We start from the raw sequence: 16,555 nt of genomic DNA, 5'->3' as shown, positions 1-16,555 counted from the left end.
GAGCTGGTGAGGTGAGCTCGTCTCCCGCCGAAACGGTTTCCGACATCGCCCAGTCCACCCCGCCCGGCACGATCACCCTGGTCACCGGTGGTCTCGCGCTGCTCGTGGTGCTCTCAGGCAGGCCTTGGCGGATCGCCCGCAACCTGATCACGCTCGTCCACGAGGCGGGTCACGCGCTGGCGGCGGTGCTGGTCGGCCGTCGGCTGCAGGGCATCAAGCTGCACTCGGACACCTCTGGAGTCACGGTCTCCCGTGGCAAACCGGAGGGCCCGGGGATGGCGTTCACCGCGCTGGCCGGGTACCCGGCGGCCGCGGTGCTCGGGCTGGTGTTCGCGGGGCTGCTCTCGTCGGACCTGATCACCGTCGTGCTGATCATGATGGCGTTGATGCTGCTGGGCGTGCTGGTGATGGTGCGCAACACCTACGGCGTGTTCACCGTGGTCGCCAGCTCGGTGGTGCTCGGGCTGGTCGCGCTGGTGGCGCCCTCGTGGTTCCAGGCGATCTTCGTCTACCTGCTGACCTGGTTCCTGCTGTTCGGCGGTGTTCGGCCGGTGGTCGAGCTCCAGATCAAGCGGCGCCGGGGAGCGGCGCGGGATTCCGACGCCGATCAGCTCGGCAGGCTCACCGGGATGCCCGCGGTGCTGTGGGTGCTGGTGATGGCCGTGCTGACGGTGAGCTGTCTCTTCGCGGGCGGGTTGTGGCTGCTGGAGCCGACCGTCGCCTGACCGGGGCGGTACGGCAGACTGATGGCTCGTTCCGCGCGGAAGGAGTCAGCAGATGGACGAGGTCGCCAAGGCCGTCGAGGAATGCGCTCGATCGGCGAAACGGGCCGCGCCGTCGCTGGCCGCCGCCACCGCGGAGGCGATCGACGCCGCGCTGAACGCCATGGCGGACAAGCTGGTCGAGCACGCCGACGTCGTGCTCGAAGCGAACCAGGCCGACATCGCCAAGGCACGCGAGGACGGCATGAGCGCGGGCCTGCTCGACAGGCTCACCATCACGCCCGAGCGGCTGACCGGCATGGCCGAACAGCTCCGTCTCCTGGCGGGCGCCCCGCATCAGGAGCGCTCCGTCGATGTGTCCACTTTGGACGGAGGGCTGCGGCTGGTGGAGCGTCGCCGCCCGGTCGGCGTGATCGGCGCGAACTACGAAGCGCGCCCGAACGTCACGGTGGACGTCGCCTCGCAGCTGGTGAAGTCGCGCAACGGTGGCGTGCTCCGCACGGGTTCCGCCGCGCTCGGCTCGGCCCAGCGTCTGCGCGAGACCGTGATCGCGCCCGCGCTCTCCGAGGCGGGAATCGACCCGGACGTCATCCAGCTGGTGCCGCGCGCCGAGCGTGAAGCGGCGTCCGCGCTGGTCCGTTTCCCCGAGCTCGTGCCGCTGGTCATCCTGCGTGGCAGCGGTGACAGCACCCGGGCACTGGCCACCGAGGCGGCCGTTCACGGCGTCCGCACGCTGGCGCACGCCGACGGCGGCGGCGTGCTGTACGTCGACGAAGCGGCCGACACCGACAAGGTGCGCGACCTGGTCTTCAACAGCCTCGACCGGCTCGGCGTCTGCAACCGGCTGAACCTGCTGCTGATCCACGAGAACGCCCACGACCGCGTCTGGCCCGGCATCTCCGGCGCGCTGGCCGAACGCGGCGTCACGCCCTCGCTCGCCCCGCACGAGCACGCCATCGGCTACGAATGGGCGCTCGACTCGGACCGCGAAGCGACCGTCACCGTCGCGAAGGTCTCCGGCCTGCCCGAAGCGGCGGAGATCGCCAACGAGCGGACCTCCGGCCTGGCCGCCGGCATCGCGACCGAGAGCAGCGAAGCCGCCGACGCGTTCTTCGACGCGTACACCGGCACCGGCGTCTTCTGGAACGCCCCGACCCGGCTGCTCGACGGCTTCAAGCTCCTCGCCGTCCCCGAGACCGGCATCAACCTGGACAAGGTCCCCGGCCCGCGTGGTCCGGTCACCTACACCGACCTCTACGTGCGCCAGTACGCCGTGCTGCCCGCCTGACGCGCGGTGGTCGTGAGTGGCGATTCGTGTTCTAACCCGAATCGTCACTCACGACCCGCGGGAGTGGTAGCAAAGGTCCCTTGCTCCCCGGCAGGGGATCAGCGCCGCCGCCGCTTGGACCGAGGCCGAGGAGGCATCGAGTCCGCGGTGGCGTCCTCGACCTCGTCCGAAGCAGGCGTCGGGTCCGGAGTGGCGTCGCCCAGCCCCAGCATCTCCGCGGCGAGCTGTTGCGAAGACGCGAACATGCCCGAAGGCCGGTCCCGCGCCCGGCGCAGGGACGAAGGCCTCAGCCGGTTGTAGCCCCGCACCGAAACCGGCCGCCGCGAGCGGACCTCGTACTGCGGGAACCCCGAAAGCTCGCCGGCGAGTTCCTTGTCGACCAGGATGGTGCCCGGCCGCGCGGTCGAGGTGAGGCGGGCGGCGAGGTTCACGACCGAGCCGTAGACGTCGCCGAACCGGCTGAGGATCCGGCCCGAAGCCAGCCCCGCGCGCACGGAGGGCAAGGTCTCGTCGGCATCGGCGCGTGCGGACAGGGTAAGGGCGATCTCGGCCCCGTCGACGGCGGAATCGGCGACGAACAGGACCTCGTCGCCGATCATCTTCACGATCCGCCCGTGGTGATCCGCGACCACCTCGGTGGCGACGGATTCGAACCGGTCGAGGATGTCGGTCAGCTCTTCTTCGTCGACCTGCCTGGTCAGCCGGGTGTAGCCGACCATGTCGACGAAGCCGACCACCTCGGTCCTCGCTTCGAGGTCTTCGTCCGGCAGTGCCAGCGCCCGGCCCGCGTAGGCGGCCAGGTGGCGGCGCCAGACGAATTCCTGCACCTTCTCCAGCTCGGGCAGCAGCCGCTCGACGAGCCGCCCGATCTGGCGTTCGCTGCTGCCGATCTCCTTGTTCTCGGTGATCATCGTCCACAGCATGTGGACCTGCCATTCCGCGAGACGCGAAAGGTGCTGGCCCAGCGCGCGTGTCACGGCCAGCTCGATGCTCGGGTCGATCAGCCCCGAGTTCATCAGCTGATCGGCCGTGCGGATCGCTTCGATGTCGGCGTCGGTGAAGACGACCTCGTCGTCGTCGACCGTCGCGAAGCCCAGCGCACGCCAAAGGCGCCGAGAGCGTTCCTCGGGAACGCCTGCCTTCTCGGCGACTTCGAGCCGGGTGTACTTGCGCCTTCCGCCGAGCAGGATCCGTTCGAGGCGCTGTTGCAGCGCGTCGGGCGAGATCTCGCCGGGTTCGGGCATCAGGTGGTGTGGACGATGAGCACGTCCACCCCGGACTTCCGCGCGACCTCGGACGGCACGGAACCCAGGATGCGGCCCGCGAGCGTGTTCAGCCCGCGGTTGCCGACCACCAGCAGGTCCGCGGAGCGCTCGGAGACGACCTTGCGCAGTGAGTCGACCGGGTCGCCGACGACCGCGGCGGTCTCGATGCTCTTCGCGCCGGCCTTCGCCGCCCGGTCACGGGCGGACAGGAGGGTGTCCTCGGCCGGGGCCGAGCCCACCACCTGGTACGCCTCGTCACCGAGGACGTCCTGTGCCTTCTCCACGTCGCCCTTGGTGGCCGGGTAGTAGGCGCACACGATGACCAGGGTCGCTCCGGAGTCCCCGGCGACACCCGCCGCCCGGTCGACCGCGGCGAACGAGGAATCCGATCCGTCCGTGCCCACGACCACGGTCCGATATGCAGCCATCCGCAACCTCCACCGATCTGACAGCCCGCACGTGCGCGCGAGCAGCGACGATAACCGCTCGTCGGCGGCCTCGCAGGCCGCCGTGAGCACGGTCGGGTGAAAAGGTTACTCGCCAGTCGGTTTCTGCGCTGCCGCAGGTCGCGGTGAAGGCTTCGCGCCGGATGTGGCCTTCGGCACATCGGCCGTCCGGAGCTGCACGGTGGCTTCCGCGTCGGGCGACGGCTTCGCCTTCAGGTCCGCCGGGACATGCGGTTCGTCGCCGAGCACGTGCGTCGCCTCGGCGAGCGCGGCCCGCGCGGAGCGGACCTGCTCGGCCAGGCTGGAGCGCACCTTGCGGAGCGCTTCGACCCGTTCGGTGGCCTGTGTGATCCGCCGGTTGGACTCTTCGGTGGCCTGCCGGACGCGGCGGCGTGCCTCGTCGGCCGCCTCGGCGAGCCGGGCGTTGGCCTCGGTGATCGAGTCCTGCTTGCGCTTGTTGGCGTCGGCGACGGACTCGCGCTGACGGCGCTCGATGTCGGCCTTGGCCGCCGTCTCCTCTTCGAGCACCTTCGCGCGGATGGCGGCGGCGTCCTCGGTGGCCTCGCGGACGCGGCGGGCCGCCTCGGCCTTGCTCGCGGCCTCCTGCTCGGCCAGCGCGTGCATGGCCTCGGTGCGCCGCGACGCCATCGCGATCTCGAAGTCCTCTTCGACCTGCGTGCGGCGCTGCTGCGCCTCGGCGTCGAGCTTGTCGCGCTCGGCCTTCGCCTTGTCGGTGATGTCCTTCGCCTCGGCGCGAGCCTTCTCCAGCACGCCGCGGTGCTCGGCCTCCATCTCCTTGCGACGGAGGTCGAGCTCGTTGAGCAGCTGCTCGTAGCGGGCCCGCATGGCGCTCGCGTCGGTCTCCGCCTTGGCGCGGATGTGCCCGGCTTCGGCTTCCGCGCGCGCCTTGGTGTCGGCGGCCTCGTCCTGCGCGAGCCGCAACATGCGCTGCAGGCGCTCGGAAAGGCCTTCGACACTCGTCGGCGGCTGGGCGAGCCTGTCGACCTGCCCGCGCAGGTCCGCGATCTCGCCGCGCGCGATCTCCAGCTGCCGTGCCAGGTCGCCCGCCTGTCCGATGGCGGCATCGCGATCGGCGGTGAGCATCTTCAGATCGGCGTCCAGCCGTTCGAGATGTTCGTCGACCTGCGCACGGCTGTAACCGCGCTTCGCCACGTCGAAGCCGGCTCCCAGCGGCACTAGCTCCCGTTCCTCGCCAAGGCTCATCCTTCTACCGTAGTCGAGCTGGAGTCACGGAAGGGTGAGCACCCACGCAACGCGCGGCGAAACCACGGTTCGGCGCGCTAAACGTTCCGGAAAGCGTTGATCCCGTCGATGTGCTTTTCGCGCAGCTCGTGGTTCCGGACACCCAGACCTTCTTCCGGCGCAAGGGCGAGCACGCCGACCTTGCCCTGATGCGCGTTGCGGTGGACGTCCAGCGCGGCCTGCCCGGTGTCCTCGAGCGAGTAGGTCTTCGACAGCGTCGGGTGGATCAGACCTTTCGCGATCAGCCGGTTCGCCTCCCACGATTCGCGGTAGTTGGCGAAGTGGCTGCCGATGATCCGCTTCAGGTTCATCCAGAGGTAGCGGTTGTCGAACTGGTGCATGTAGCCGGAAGTCGACGCGCACGTGACGATCGTGCCGCCCTTGCGCGCGGCGTAGACGGACGCGCCGAAGGTTTCGCGGCCCGGGTGCTCGAAGACGATGTCCGGGTCCTCGCCGCCGGTCAGCTCGCGGATCTTCTTGCCGAACCGCTGCCACTCCTTCGGGTCCTGGTTGTGCTCGTCCTTCCAGAACTTGTAGCCCTCGGCGTTGCGGTCGATGATCAGCTCCGCGCCGAGCTTCCGGCAGATCTCCGCCTTTTCGGGGCTGGAGACCACGCACACCGGGATCGCGCCGCCGTTGAGCGCGTACTGCGTCGCGTAGGAGCCGAGGCCGCCCGAAGCGCCCCAAATCAGCACGACGTCGCCCTGCTTCATGTCGGCGCCGTTGCGCGAGACGAGCTGGCGGTAGGCCGTGGAATTCACCAGGCCGGGGGAGGCGGCTTCCTCCCAGGTGAGGTGTCCCGGCTTGGGCATCAGCTGATTCGCCTTCACGAGCGCGATCTCCGCGAGCCCGCCGAAGTTCGTCTCGAAACCCCAGATCCGCTGCTCGGTGTCGAGCATCGTGTCGTTGTGCCCGTCCGGGCCCTCGAGTTCGACGTTGAGGCAGTGCGCGACGACCTCGTCGCCCGGCTTCCAGTTGTGCACGCCGGGCCCGGTGCGCAGCACGACGCCGGACAGGTCCGAGCCGACGACGTGATAAGGCAGGTCGTGGCGCTTCGACAGCGGCGAGAGCCGCCCATAGCGCTCCAGGAACTTGAACGTCGAGACCGGTTCGAAGATCGAGGTCCAGACGGTGTTGTAGTTGATCGCGCTCGCCATGACCGCGACCAGCGCCTCGCCGGGGCCGAGTTCCGGCGTCGGGACCTCGTCGACATGCAGGGACTTGCGCGGGTCCTTGTCGCGGCTTTCGAGGCCTTCGAACATGCCGGCCTCGTCCTTGTGCACGGTCACCCCGCGATAGGACTCCGGCACGTCGAGCGACGCCACGGCGCCGAGGTCATCGTTCAGAATGGCCTGCTGGATCTCGCCGAGCTGCGACATCGGAACCTCCGCGAATGGGGTGGTGGACGGCGTGTGGCGCCACTGCGCCGATGTGGCCTCACCGGCAAAGAGTGGTTCGCCCAAATTACTCATGGGTAACCAGGTCCACAACTGTACGAGACGTGGAGCACGTACACATCCCGAAGTGTTATCGACCGGTCTTGACCGGCCGGCCAACCAAGCGGACCATGGGCTGTGGAGATCTCTCCGACCTGCAGGTTCAGCCGATTTTCGGAGGTGAGCACGCATGAACGAACCCACGACGCGCCCTTGGACCCGTCCCCATGACTGGGCGGAGGTGGTCATCGGTGTCGTGGTCGCGCTTTCACCCCTCTGGATGACCACGGACAACACCGCCATGTGGACGCTCGTCATTCTCGGCGCGCTGGTCGCCCTAGACGGTTTCGCGTCGCTTGCGATGCCTGGCATGGTCTACGGCGAAGGCATTCAGATCGTCCTGGGCGCGCTGCTGTTCATTTCGCCCTGGGTGATGGGATACGCCGACTTCATGGGCGCGTCCTGGACCGCTTGGATCGGCGGCGTCCTGACCGTGGTGGCCGGGGCGGCGGCGATGCCGATCGCCCAGGCGACGCACCGGACGGCGGGGCAGCACTGACCCAGGAGGAAACGGCGTGAAAGAGGATTCGGCGAAACAGCGCATCCTGCGGGCCGCGGAGGCGCTCTTCGCCGAATCCGGTTTCGACGCCACGCCCACTTCGCGGATCGCGGAGCGGGCGGGCGTGCCGAAAGGCTTGGTGCACTACTACTTCCGGCGTAAGTCGGATCTGCTGGCCGCGCTGGTCGCCGAACTGCCCGACGCCCGGATCGAACCGGCCGTCGTGGTCGTCCCCGGCGACCTCGCGGGCAGTCTTCGCGGCCTCGTCGTCGAACTGGACAGGCGGTTCAACCGGTCCTTGGCGCTGTCACACCTGTTGTGGCGCGAGGCCGACACGCACCGCGCGGTCCGCGACGCGCTGGCCGAACGCTTCCAGCAACTCGTCCGGCAGGTGAAGGCCGTGATCGTCGCCGCGACGGGCGGCAAGGTCGCCATCGCCGACGTCGATTCGGCGTCGGGACTGCTCGCGCGGGCGGTCAGCCACCGTCACGCGACAGCACGGCACACCGAGGACGGGGACCCCGCCGAGATCGACCGCGAGGTCCTCTTCATCGCCTCAGCGTTGACGCGGGGTCAGTGACCGTCTTTCGCGGGCTCGACCAGTTCCACGAGCACACCGCCGGCGTCCTTGGGGTGCACGAAGTTCACCCGGCTGTTGGATGTCCCCCGCTTCGCCTCGTCGTAGAGCAGCCGCAGTCCCTGCGCGCGCAGCGCCGCGGCGGCAGCGTCCACATCGGACACTCGATACGCCAGCTGCTGCAGCCCGGGGCCGCTCTTCGCGAGGAACTTGCCGATCGCGGAATCGTCGCGCAGCGGCGCGAGGAGCTGGATCGCGGTCTCGGTCCCCGCGGTGCCCGGCGCGCGCAGCATCGCCTCGCGGACGCCCTGCTCCTCGTTGACCTCCTCGTGCGCGACCTCCAGGCCGAAATGCTCGGTGTGGAAGGCGATCGCGGCGTCGAGGTCGGGTACCGCGATGCCGACGTGGTCGATGGCGGTCACGAACGTTTTCAGCGCCTGGTTCATGCAGAGCAGGATAGGTGCGCGAGCGAGTGGACCGGCGTGCGCCGCCTCACACTGGCTCCATCAAGAGACCCGCGACCCGGGTATGGTCGCGAAGACCCCCTTTGCCCTTGCGCCGATGCTTGGAGGACGCCGTGTCCGGTTCCGTGATCCTGGGTGCCGCCCGTACACCGATCGGGCGATTGCTCGGTTCCCTGAAGGATTTCTCGGGCGCGCAACTCGGCGGATTCGCCATCAAGGCGGCGCTGGAGCAGGCCGGCGTCTCGCCGGACGCGGTCCAGTACACGATCATGGGCCAGGTGCTCACCGCGGGCGCCGGCCAGATCCCGGCCCGTCAGGCCGCGGTCGCCGCCGGTATCCCGATGAGCGTCCCGGCGCTGACCATCAACAAGGTCTGCCTCTCCGGCCTCGACGCCATCGCGCTGGCCGACCAGCTCATCCGCGCGGGTGAGTTCGACCTGATCGTGGCGGGCGGCCAGGAGTCGATGACCCAGTCGCCGCACCTGCTGCCGAAGTCCCGCGCGGGCTTCAAGTACGGCGACACCACGCTCGTCGACCACATGGCGTACGACGGCCTGTTCTGCGCCTTCGACCAGGTCGCCATGGGCTCGTCGACGGAGAAGTACAACAGCCGCTACGGCATCACCCGTGAGCAGCAGGACGAGTTCTCCGCGCGGTCGCACCAGCGCGCCGCCGCCGCCATCGCCGAGGGCCGGTTCAACGTCGAGATCGCGCCGGTGTCGATCCCGCAGCGCAAGGGCGACCCGATCGTCTTCTCGCAGGACGAGGGCGTCCGCGCCGACGCCACCGCCGAAAGCCTCGCGAAGCTGCGTCCCGCCTTCGCCTCCGACGGCACCATCACCGCAGGCTCGGCGTCGCAGATCTCCGACGGCGCGGCCGCGGTCATCGTCGCGAGCAAGGCCAAGGCCGAGGAACTGGGCCTGACCGCGCTCGCCGAGATCGGCGCGCACGGCGTGGTCGCCGGTCCGGACGCCAGCCTGCACGAGCAGCCGTCGAACGCGATCCTGGCCGCGCTGGCCAAGGAGAAGCTGACCGCGGACGCGCTCGACCTCGTCGAGATCAACGAGGCGTTCGCGGCCGTCGGCCTGGTCTCGGCCGACAAGCTCGGACTCGACCCGGAGAAGGTCAACGTCGACGGCGGCGCCATCGCGCTCGGTCACCCGATCGGCGCGTCCGGCGCCCGGCTCGCCGTGCACCTGGTGCACGAACTCCGCCGTCGCGGCGGCGGGCTCGGCGCGGCCGCCCTCTGCGGCGGTGGCGGCCAGGGCGACGCGCTGCTGATCCGCGTTCCGTAAAGCCCTTGCCGGTACAGCTGGACATCGACGAACTGGTCGGTCGCGCGCGGGACGGTGTCCCCCGCGCGATCGCCCGGTTGCTGTCGCTGGTCGAGGACGCTCATCCACGGTTGCCCGAGGTCGCGGCGAAGCTGACGCCGCACACCGGCAACGCGCGGGTCGTCGGTCTGACCGGTCCGCCGGGTGTCGGTAAGTCGACATCGACGTCCGCGCTGCTCACGGCCCTGCGGGCGCGGGGCCTGCGGGTCGGGGTGCTGGCGATCGACCCGTCGTCGCCGTTCTCCGGCGGCGCGCTGCTCGGCGACCGGATCCGGATGACCGAACACGCCACCGATCCGGGCGTCTTCATCCGTTCGATGGCCACGCGCGGTCATCTCGGCGGGCTGTCGTGGGCGACGCCGCAGGCGGTCCGGGTCCTCGACGCGGCCGGGTTCGACGTCGTGCTGATCGAGACCGTCGGCGTCGGTCAGTCCGAAGTGGACGTCGTGAAACTGGCCGACACCACGGTGGTCCTGCTCGCGCCGGGGATGGGCGACGGGATCCAGGCGGCCAAGGCGGGCGTGCTGGAGATCGCGGACGTGTTCGTGGTCAACAAGGCCGACCGCGAGGGCGCGGACGCCACCGTGCACGACCTCAAGCAAATGATCTCCTTGGTGCGCAGGGAGATCCGCGGTCCGAGCTGGCGTCAGCCGATCGTGCGAACGGTGGCCTCGCGGGGCGAAGGCGTCGAGGACGTCGTCCGCGCGCTCGACGAACATCACGACTGGCTGGTCCGGCGCGACGAACTGCCCCGCCGCCGTGCGGCGCGGGCCCGGGACGAGGTCGAGGCGATCGCCGTGCAGCGGCTGCGCGCGGAACTCGTCGACCTGCGCTCCGGCGACCGGCTCACCGAATTGGCCGAACGCGTGGTCGCGCGGAAACTCGACCCGTTCGCGGCGGCCGAAGAACTCATCGGAGATCTTCGCGACTCGTGAGTGGTAAGGACGGTTCTAACCGTCCTTACCACTCACGAGGTTGTTGGTGCGGCAGCGGTCAGAATTCGACGTACATCTTGATGTCACCGAAATCGCTGTCGAGATTGTCCAGATGGGCGATCGCGTCCTCTTTCCAGACTTCGAGCTGGTTCGTCTCGCCGTAGGTGAGCTGCTCGCCGTCGGCCACCTTGTGGGCGTACTTCGTGATCGTGACGGTCTGGCCCCGGCAGAACTCCACGCGTTCCAGGAACCTGTCTGCCATGTCGGGATCGAAGACGCGGCCCATCCGGACGTAGCCGTTGTTGATGTGCTCCTCGCAGTAGAAGTGCGCCGCGGCCGAGGCGATCCACTCGGTGAGCGACGCGTCGCGAGGCGGCCACTTCTCCCGGACGTGCGCTTTGATCTCCCTGGCGAGGCGGACGACCCGGCGCCGTTCGAGATCGGTCAGCCCGTCCTCCTTGCGAAAGTCGAGGATCATGTCGTCGACGACCTTGGCGAGCCTGAGCATGCGCGGCTTGTCGAGTTCGGCCGGTTTCTCCGGCGGCAGCCCGGCCATGACCCTCTCGTGCACGAGGACGTACTGCGTGTACGCGTACAGGAAGGTCAAGGCGTTCAGCTGCCATTGGTGTCGTTCGGCGATCTCCACGGCTTCGACCCTAATCGCGGACCTACTTCCGGACCTGTGTGAGCGCCGGGGATTCACCCTATGCTCTCTTCTTCGTCCACGGCTGGGAGGCAGGAACCGTGCAGAGGATCGCGAAGGTCTTTGTGGCAGTGCTGGGGGCAGGGCTGATGCTCGCGGCCGGCACCGGAACGGCGTCGGCGGAGGGCGCGCCACCGAAGGTCACGAAGGGGCCGTGCCAGTACACGCAGACCCCGGATGAGCCTGCCGCGCGGCCGGTCCCGCTGCCGCCGGACCCCCGGCGCACGCCGGACCGGGGCAAGGTCCCGGTGCAGCTGAGGACCAACCAGGGCAAGATCGACCTGACGCTCGATCGGGCGAAGGCGCCGTGCACGGTGCAGAGCTTCCTGCACCTGGCGAAGCACCGTTTCTACGACCGCACGACGTGTCACCGGCTGACCGCGTACCCGACCTTGAAGGTGCTGCAGTGCGGTGACCCGAGCGGTACCGGCGAGGGCGGCCCCGGCTACAAGTACAAGGACGAGCTGCCCGTGGGCCTGCCGCCCGCGCCGACCGACCCGACCGGCGAGCGCAAGGTGTACGCGCGTGGCGTCCTCGCGATGGCCAACGCGGGCCCGGCGACCAACGGAAGCCAGTTCTTCGTCGTGTACGGCGACTCCGCGCTGCGCCCGAACTACACGATCTTCGGCACCGTGGGTCACGAAGGCCTCGAAACCCTCGACGACGTCGCCGCCGGTGGCATCAAGCCGACCCCGGAGAACCCCGCCCCGGTCGACGGCGCCCCCGTCCTGAAGACCGACATCCTCCGGGCGCGCCCCTGGTTCTGCTGACCCCCCTTATGCATTTCGTCCTCTGAATGCGGTGGTTCGTTGGACGTACTACCGCATTCAGAGGACGAAATGCGGGGAGTCAGGTGACTTCGAAGATGGCCTCGCGCAAGGCTTGGGTGGCGCCGGCGAAAGAGTGCTTCGCGGCGGTGCCATACCCGATGATGAGCCCTTCGCGCCGCGGCTCGCCGATCCAGTACTCGCTGAGCCCTTCGAGCCCGATGGCGCGGCGGCGGCAGGCGGCCAGCACCTCCATCTCCCGCGGAAGCTCGCCGGGGAACTGGAGCACCAAATGCAGCCCGGCCGAGATCCCCTGCGGCAGCACGGAATCCGGCAGGGCCGCGAGCAGCTTGTCGCGCCGGGACCGGTATTCGACGCGGCAGCGGCGGATGTGCTGGTCGTAGGCGCCCGATTCGATCAGTTCGGCCATCGCCAGCTGGTCCAGCAGCGCGGGCCGCGCCCCGCTCTCGGCCAGCGCCGTGCGCACCGGCTCGACCAGGAACCGCGGCAGCACCATCCAGCCCAGGCGCAGCGACGGCGCGAGCGTCTTGCTCGTCGTGCCCACGTACACGACCCGTTCCGGAGCCAGCGCCTGTAGCGCGCCGACCTGCTGATGGTCGAAGCGGAATTCGCCGTCGTAGTCGTCCTCGATCACGACGGCACCGGTTTCCTCCGCCCAGCGGGTGAGTTCGGCCCGCCGCCGCGGCGCGAGGGTGACGCCGAGCGGGTACTGGTGCGCCGGGGTGACCACCACCGCCGGACTGTCCAAAGCGGACACCGTGATCCCGTGGTCGTCGACGGGCACGCCGACCACGCGGGGACCGTTGGCGGCGGCGATGTTCCGGTAGATGTGCAGCGACGGGTTCTCGAACGCGATCTCGTCCGCGCCGCGCGCGTGCAGGACCCGCGCCAGTACCGCGATCGCGTGCGAGAACCCGGAACACACCAGGATGCGGGCGGGGTCGGCGATCACGCCGCGGCTGCGGGCCAGATACGCGGCGAGCGTTTCCCGCAGCTCCGGGGCACCGGACTCGGCCGTGTAGTCGAACGCCGACATCGGCGCCTGGTGCAGTGCCCGCCGTGTCGCCGCGAGCCAGGCGGAGCGGGGGAACGCGGACAGGTTCGGCCTGCCGGGGCGCAGGTCCCAGCGCGGCGCCGGGTCGCGGGGGACGGGCCGCGGCGGTGACGCGGGCAGCGCGCCCGCCGTCGCGACGCGGGTCGGCGCGCCCTGCGTGGTCCGCAGGTATCCCTCGGCGGCGAGGTCGGAGTACACCCTGGTGACCGTTCCCCTGGCCACGCCGAGGTCCTGCGCCAGTGCCCTGGTGGAGGGCACCGCGGCGCCCGCCTGCCAGCGTCCCTCCCGGATGGCCGCGCGGATCGCCGCGGCGAGCCCGCTCCGGCCGCTTTCGGGACGCCAGTCCAGATGGACGTCTATTCCCGAACTGGACCACGATTCCGCCATGATACTGGACCATACTCGTGGGCCAGTCGCCGCTAGATTCGACGGCATGACCGAGCGAATCCATGTGGGCAAGCGAGTGCCCGAGATCTACCAGGCCATGGCGAAACTGCAGGCCGAAGTCGAGAAGGCCGCCGCCAACGCCGGTGTCGACCAGAAGATCCTCGAACTGGTGAAGATGCGGTCGTCGCAGATCAACCACTGCGCCTTCTGCCTCGACATGCACTCACACGACGCGCTGCAGATGGGTGAGTCGCCGCGGCGGCTGTTCGTGCTGCAGGGCTGGCGCGAGACCGAACTGTTCACCGAGCAGGAGCGCGCCGCGCTCGCGCTCACCGAGGCGATCACGAACGTGGCGACCCTGCACGACGTCCCGGACGACGTCTACGAAGAGGCCACCCGCGTCTTCACCGAGGAGCAGTACCGCGCCGTGGTCTGGGAGGCCATCGCGATCAACAGCTGGAACCGGATGTGCGTGACCAGCCACGCGCCGCTGCCCGAGCGCGCCGAATGACGGCGGCTCGGCTGCGGGAACTGCACGTCGCGGGTACTCCGCTGCTCCTGCCGAACGCGTGGGACGCCGACAGCGCGCGTCTCGTGGAAGCCGCCGGGTTCCCTGTTGTGGCGACGAGTTCCTTCGCCGTGGCCAAGGTCCTCGGGTACGAGGACGGGGAGGACGCGCCCGCCGCCGAGATGTTCGCGGCGGCGGCGCGGATCGCGCGTGCGGTCTCGGTTCCGGTGACCGTGGACGCGGAAGGCGGGTACGGGCTCGAAGCGGGAGAACTCGCGGCGAGGCTGGCCGAGGCGGGTGCCGTCGGCTGCAACTACGAGGACACCGATCACGCTTCAGGTGGGGTACGCCCGCTCGAGGCGCAGGCGGAACGGGTCGCGGAGTTGCGCGCGGCCGCCGGGGACGCACTGGTGATCAACGCCCGCGTCGACGTCTTCCTCGGCGCGTCCGACGAACGAGCGGCACTGGACGACGCGATCCTGCGGGCCAAGGCGTACTTCGAGGCCGGGGCGGACTGCGTCTATCCGATCCTGGTGAAGTCGCCGGAGGTGCTCGGCGAGTTCGTGAAGGCGGTCGCGCCGGGAGCGGTCAACGCCGCTCCGATGCCAGGAGGCCCCGATCTCTCCGCGCTCACCGCACTGGGGGTGGCGCGGATCTCGCTGGGCACCGGGCTGTGGAAGTCGGTCCGCGCCGATCTCCGCGCGAAGCTGGCCGAACTGACGGCGGGGAAGCTGCCTTACTGAATGGGAACCGGGGCGGTGCGGCCGGGGGCGTTGGATGCCGGCCGCACCGTCCCGGCGACTAGTGGGCGATCGCCTTCTCGGCGCCCGCACCGGTGAGCGAGCGGACCTCCATCTCGGCGTACTTCTTCTGGTTGTGCTCCTTGGACAGCACGGTCCCGAGCCAGCCGAGGAAGAAGGCGACCGGGATCGAGACGATGCCCGGGTTGTCCAGCGGGAACCAGTGGAAGTCGACGCCCTGGATCATCGAGGCGCTCTTCCCGGTCTTCGGGTCGACGGGCTTACCCGAGACCGCCGGCGAGAAGACGATCAGCACGACGCAGACCGCGAGACCGCCGTAGATGCTCCACAACGCGCCCTGGGTGTTGAACCGCTTCCAGAACAGCGAGTACAGGATCGTCGGCAGGTTCGCCGACGCCGCCACCGCGAACGCGAGCGCCACGAGGAACGCGATGTTCTGCCCGTTGGCGAGGATGCCGCCGAGGATCGCGACCGCGCCGATCACCAGCGCGGTGATCCGGGCGACCTTCACCTCCGAATCCGGGGACGCCTTGCCCTTCTTGATCACGCTGGCGTAGACGTCGTGCGCGAACGACGCCGATGCGGTGATCGTCAGCCCCGCGACCACCGCGAGGATCGTCGCGAAGGCGATCGCCGCGATCAGGCCCAGCAGGACCGGCCCGCCGAGTTCCAGTGCCAGCAGCGGTGCCGCCGAGTTGACGCCACCCGGCGCGGCCTTGATCTTGTCCGCGCCGACCAGCGCGCCGGCGCCGTAGCCGAGCACCAGGGTGAACAGGTAGAAGACGCCGATCAGTGCGATCGCCCAGACCACGGAACGACGGGCTTCCTTCGCGGTCGGCACGGTGTAGAAGCGCATCAAGACGTGCGGCAGGCCGGCGGTACCGAGGACCAGAGCGATGCCCAGCGACAGGAAGTCGAGCTTCGTCGTACCGGTCTTGCCGTACTGGTTACCCGGCCCGAGCAGCGCTTCACCGGCGCTGCCCGCCCTGTCCACCGCGCCCTGCAGCAGCGCGGAAAGGTTGAAGCCGTACATGCCCAGCACCCACAGCGTCATCGCCAGCGCGCCGGCGATGAGCAGCGCCGCCTTGATGATCTGGACCCAGGTGGTGCCCTTCATCCCGCCGATGAGCACGTAGGCGATCATGATGATGCCGACGATCACGATGATCGCGGCCTGCCCGGCCTTGCTCTCGATCCCGAGCAGCAGCGCGACGAGGCCACCGGCCCCCGCCATCTGCGCCAGCAGGTAGAAGAACGAGACGGCCAGCGTGGACGTCGCCGCCGCGGCCCGCACCGGGCGCTGCTTCATCCGGAACGCCAGCACGTCGCCCATGGTGAACTTGCCGGTGTTGCGCAGGAGTTCGGCGACCAGCAGCAACGCGACCAGCCACGCCACCAGGAAGCCGATGGAGTAAAGGAATCCGTCGTAGCCGTAGACGGCGATCGCGCCCGCGATCCCGAGGAACGACGCGGCGGACAGGTAGTCACCCGCGATGGCGACGCCGTTCTGCGGGCCGGTGAACGCGCGGCCGGCGGCGTAGTAGTCCGACGCCGTCTTCGTGTTGCGGCTCGCCCGGAACACGACGAACAGCGTGACCACCACGAACAGGCCGAAGATGGTGATGTTGAGTACGGGGCTGCTGCCCTCGACTCCGGCGGCGAGGGTCATTTGGTCTCACTCTCGATGTCCGTGCGGATCTTCTCCGCGATGGGGTCGAGTTTCTTGTTCGCGTAGCGGACGTAGAGCCCGGTGATCACGAAGGTCGAAACGAACTGCAGCAGACCGAAGACGAGGCCGACGTTGATGTTCCCGACCAGCTTCGTGCTCATGAAGCCGTGCGCGTAGTCGGCGAGCAGCACGTAGAGCAGGTACCAGAGGAGGAACAGCGCCGAGACGGGGAACACGAACCGGCGCAACCGAGCCCGCAGTTCCTTGAACTCCGCGCTGTCATGGGCTTTGTCCCAGTCCGTTTCCGGCGGACTGGGAGCGTTCGTTTCGGTACTCATCGTGCTCTCCTCGCACCGCGAATGTGTTCCGCGACACGTTAAGGAGAGGTCAAGGAGA

Annotated in this window: 18 protein-coding genes; 9 read left to right on the top strand and 9 right to left on the bottom strand. The window is 69.3% G+C overall.

What is annotated here, in order from left to right:
* Positions 1-11: 11 nt before the first annotated feature.
* A complete protein-coding gene (locus tag AC0685_RS29870; protein WP_007031724.1) occupies positions 12-725 on the top strand; it encodes a M50 family metallopeptidase in 714 nt (237 codons plus the stop codon).
* A gap of 52 nt (positions 726-777) precedes the next feature.
* The gene (locus AC0685_RS29865; protein ID WP_478228549.1) at positions 778-2,010 is read left to right on the top strand and encodes an aldehyde dehydrogenase family protein; all 1,233 of its coding nucleotides are present in this window, start codon (positions 778-780) and stop codon (positions 2,008-2,010) included.
* A gap of 98 nt (positions 2,011-2,108) precedes the next feature.
* Here AC0685_RS29865 and AC0685_RS29860 read toward each other — a convergent pair whose 3' ends face one another.
* From AC0685_RS29860 to ccrA, 4 genes are all read right to left on the bottom strand, one after another.
* On the bottom strand, positions 2,109-3,254 hold the full coding sequence (locus AC0685_RS29860) for an adenylate/guanylate cyclase domain-containing protein (protein WP_478228548.1): 1,146 nt from the start codon (positions 3,252-3,254) through the stop codon (positions 2,109-2,111).
* Entirely contained in the window at positions 3,254-3,703 is a 450-nt protein-coding gene (locus AC0685_RS29855; RefSeq protein WP_478228547.1) for a universal stress protein, read from the bottom strand. Before AC0685_RS29855 ends, AC0685_RS29860 begins: the two co-directional genes overlap by 1 nt.
* 105 nt (positions 3,704-3,808) lie before the next feature.
* Entirely contained in the window at positions 3,809-4,945 is a 1,137-nt protein-coding gene (locus tag AC0685_RS29850) for a coiled-coil domain-containing protein (RefSeq protein ID WP_340683601.1), read from the bottom strand.
* 77 nt (positions 4,946-5,022) lie between these two features.
* The gene (ccrA, locus tag AC0685_RS29845; RefSeq protein ID WP_340683600.1) at positions 5,023-6,363 is read right to left on the bottom strand and encodes a crotonyl-CoA carboxylase/reductase; all 1,341 of its coding nucleotides are present in this window, start codon (positions 6,361-6,363) and stop codon (positions 5,023-5,025) included.
* Positions 6,364-6,610: 247 nt separating this feature from the next.
* Between ccrA and AC0685_RS29840 the strand changes: the two genes are divergently transcribed.
* A complete protein-coding gene (locus AC0685_RS29840) occupies positions 6,611-6,979 on the top strand; it encodes an SPW repeat protein (protein ID WP_478228546.1) in 369 nt (122 codons plus the stop codon).
* Positions 6,980-6,995: 16 nt separating this feature from the next.
* Positions 6,996-7,559: a TetR/AcrR family transcriptional regulator gene (locus AC0685_RS29835; protein ID WP_125673592.1), complete on the top strand. Its 564-nt coding sequence runs from the start codon at positions 6,996-6,998 to the stop codon at positions 7,557-7,559.
* On the opposite strand, the gene mce is transcribed toward AC0685_RS29835, so the two are convergent.
* Positions 7,553-8,002: a methylmalonyl-CoA epimerase gene (gene mce / locus AC0685_RS29830; protein ID WP_478228545.1), complete on the bottom strand. Its 450-nt coding sequence runs from the start codon at positions 8,000-8,002 to the stop codon at positions 7,553-7,555. The two genes, AC0685_RS29835 and mce, sit on opposite strands and share 7 nt — an antisense overlap.
* A gap of 131 nt (positions 8,003-8,133) precedes the next feature.
* On the opposite strand from mce, the gene AC0685_RS29825 reads away from it, so the two are divergent.
* Together AC0685_RS29825 and meaB are read left to right on the top strand one after the other, a co-directional pair.
* Positions 8,134-9,315: an acetyl-CoA C-acetyltransferase gene (locus AC0685_RS29825; RefSeq protein ID WP_478228544.1), complete on the top strand. Its 1,182-nt coding sequence runs from the start codon at positions 8,134-8,136 to the stop codon at positions 9,313-9,315.
* Positions 9,316-9,320: 5 nt separating this feature from the next.
* Complete coding sequence (gene meaB / locus AC0685_RS29820; protein WP_478228543.1) at positions 9,321-10,289, top strand: methylmalonyl Co-A mutase-associated GTPase MeaB; 969 nt, start codon at positions 9,321-9,323, stop codon at positions 10,287-10,289.
* A gap of 58 nt (positions 10,290-10,347) precedes the next feature.
* Here meaB and AC0685_RS29815 read toward each other — a convergent pair whose 3' ends face one another.
* Complete coding sequence (locus AC0685_RS29815) at positions 10,348-10,935, bottom strand: hypothetical protein (RefSeq protein WP_478228542.1); 588 nt, start codon at positions 10,933-10,935, stop codon at positions 10,348-10,350.
* A gap of 146 nt (positions 10,936-11,081) precedes the next feature.
* Between AC0685_RS29815 and AC0685_RS29810 the strand changes: the two genes are divergently transcribed.
* The gene (locus AC0685_RS29810; protein ID WP_478228579.1) at positions 11,082-11,762 is read left to right on the top strand and encodes a peptidylprolyl isomerase; all 681 of its coding nucleotides are present in this window, start codon (positions 11,082-11,084) and stop codon (positions 11,760-11,762) included.
* A gap of 79 nt (positions 11,763-11,841) precedes the next feature.
* Here the strand turns inward: AC0685_RS29810 and pdxR are convergent, their stop codons facing one another.
* Positions 11,842-13,221, bottom strand: coding sequence for a MocR-like pyridoxine biosynthesis transcription factor PdxR (gene pdxR / locus AC0685_RS29805; protein WP_478228541.1), 1,380 nt, complete (start codon positions 13,219-13,221; stop codon positions 11,842-11,844).
* A 46-nt stretch (positions 13,222-13,267) separates the two neighbouring features.
* Here pdxR and AC0685_RS29800 point away from each other — a divergent pair, with 46 nt between their 5' ends.
* The gene (locus AC0685_RS29800; RefSeq protein ID WP_007031709.1) at positions 13,268-13,732 is read left to right on the top strand and encodes a carboxymuconolactone decarboxylase family protein; all 465 of its coding nucleotides are present in this window, start codon (positions 13,268-13,270) and stop codon (positions 13,730-13,732) included.
* The gene (locus AC0685_RS29795) at positions 13,729-14,472 is read left to right on the top strand and encodes an isocitrate lyase/PEP mutase family protein (protein ID WP_478228540.1); all 744 of its coding nucleotides are present in this window, start codon (positions 13,729-13,731) and stop codon (positions 14,470-14,472) included. The genes AC0685_RS29800 and AC0685_RS29795 overlap by 4 nt, the downstream gene beginning before the upstream one ends.
* Before the next feature lie 58 nt (positions 14,473-14,530).
* Here AC0685_RS29795 and AC0685_RS29790 read toward each other — a convergent pair whose 3' ends face one another.
* Together AC0685_RS29790 and AC0685_RS29785 are read right to left on the bottom strand one after the other, a co-directional pair.
* Positions 14,531-16,159, bottom strand: coding sequence for a solute symporter family protein (locus AC0685_RS29790; protein WP_478228539.1), 1,629 nt, complete (start codon positions 16,157-16,159; stop codon positions 14,531-14,533).
* On the bottom strand, positions 16,156-16,497 hold the full coding sequence (locus AC0685_RS29785) for a DUF485 domain-containing protein (protein ID WP_340683592.1): 342 nt from the start codon (positions 16,495-16,497) through the stop codon (positions 16,156-16,158). The genes AC0685_RS29790 and AC0685_RS29785 overlap by 4 nt, the downstream gene beginning before the upstream one ends.
* Between the last annotated feature and the right edge of the window lie 58 nt (positions 16,498-16,555).

The organism is Amycolatopsis sp. NPDC043889, assembly GCF_056435645.1.
Note: the sequence above shows the minus strand (reverse complement) of the source record. Positions and strands in the feature narration are given on the sequence as shown.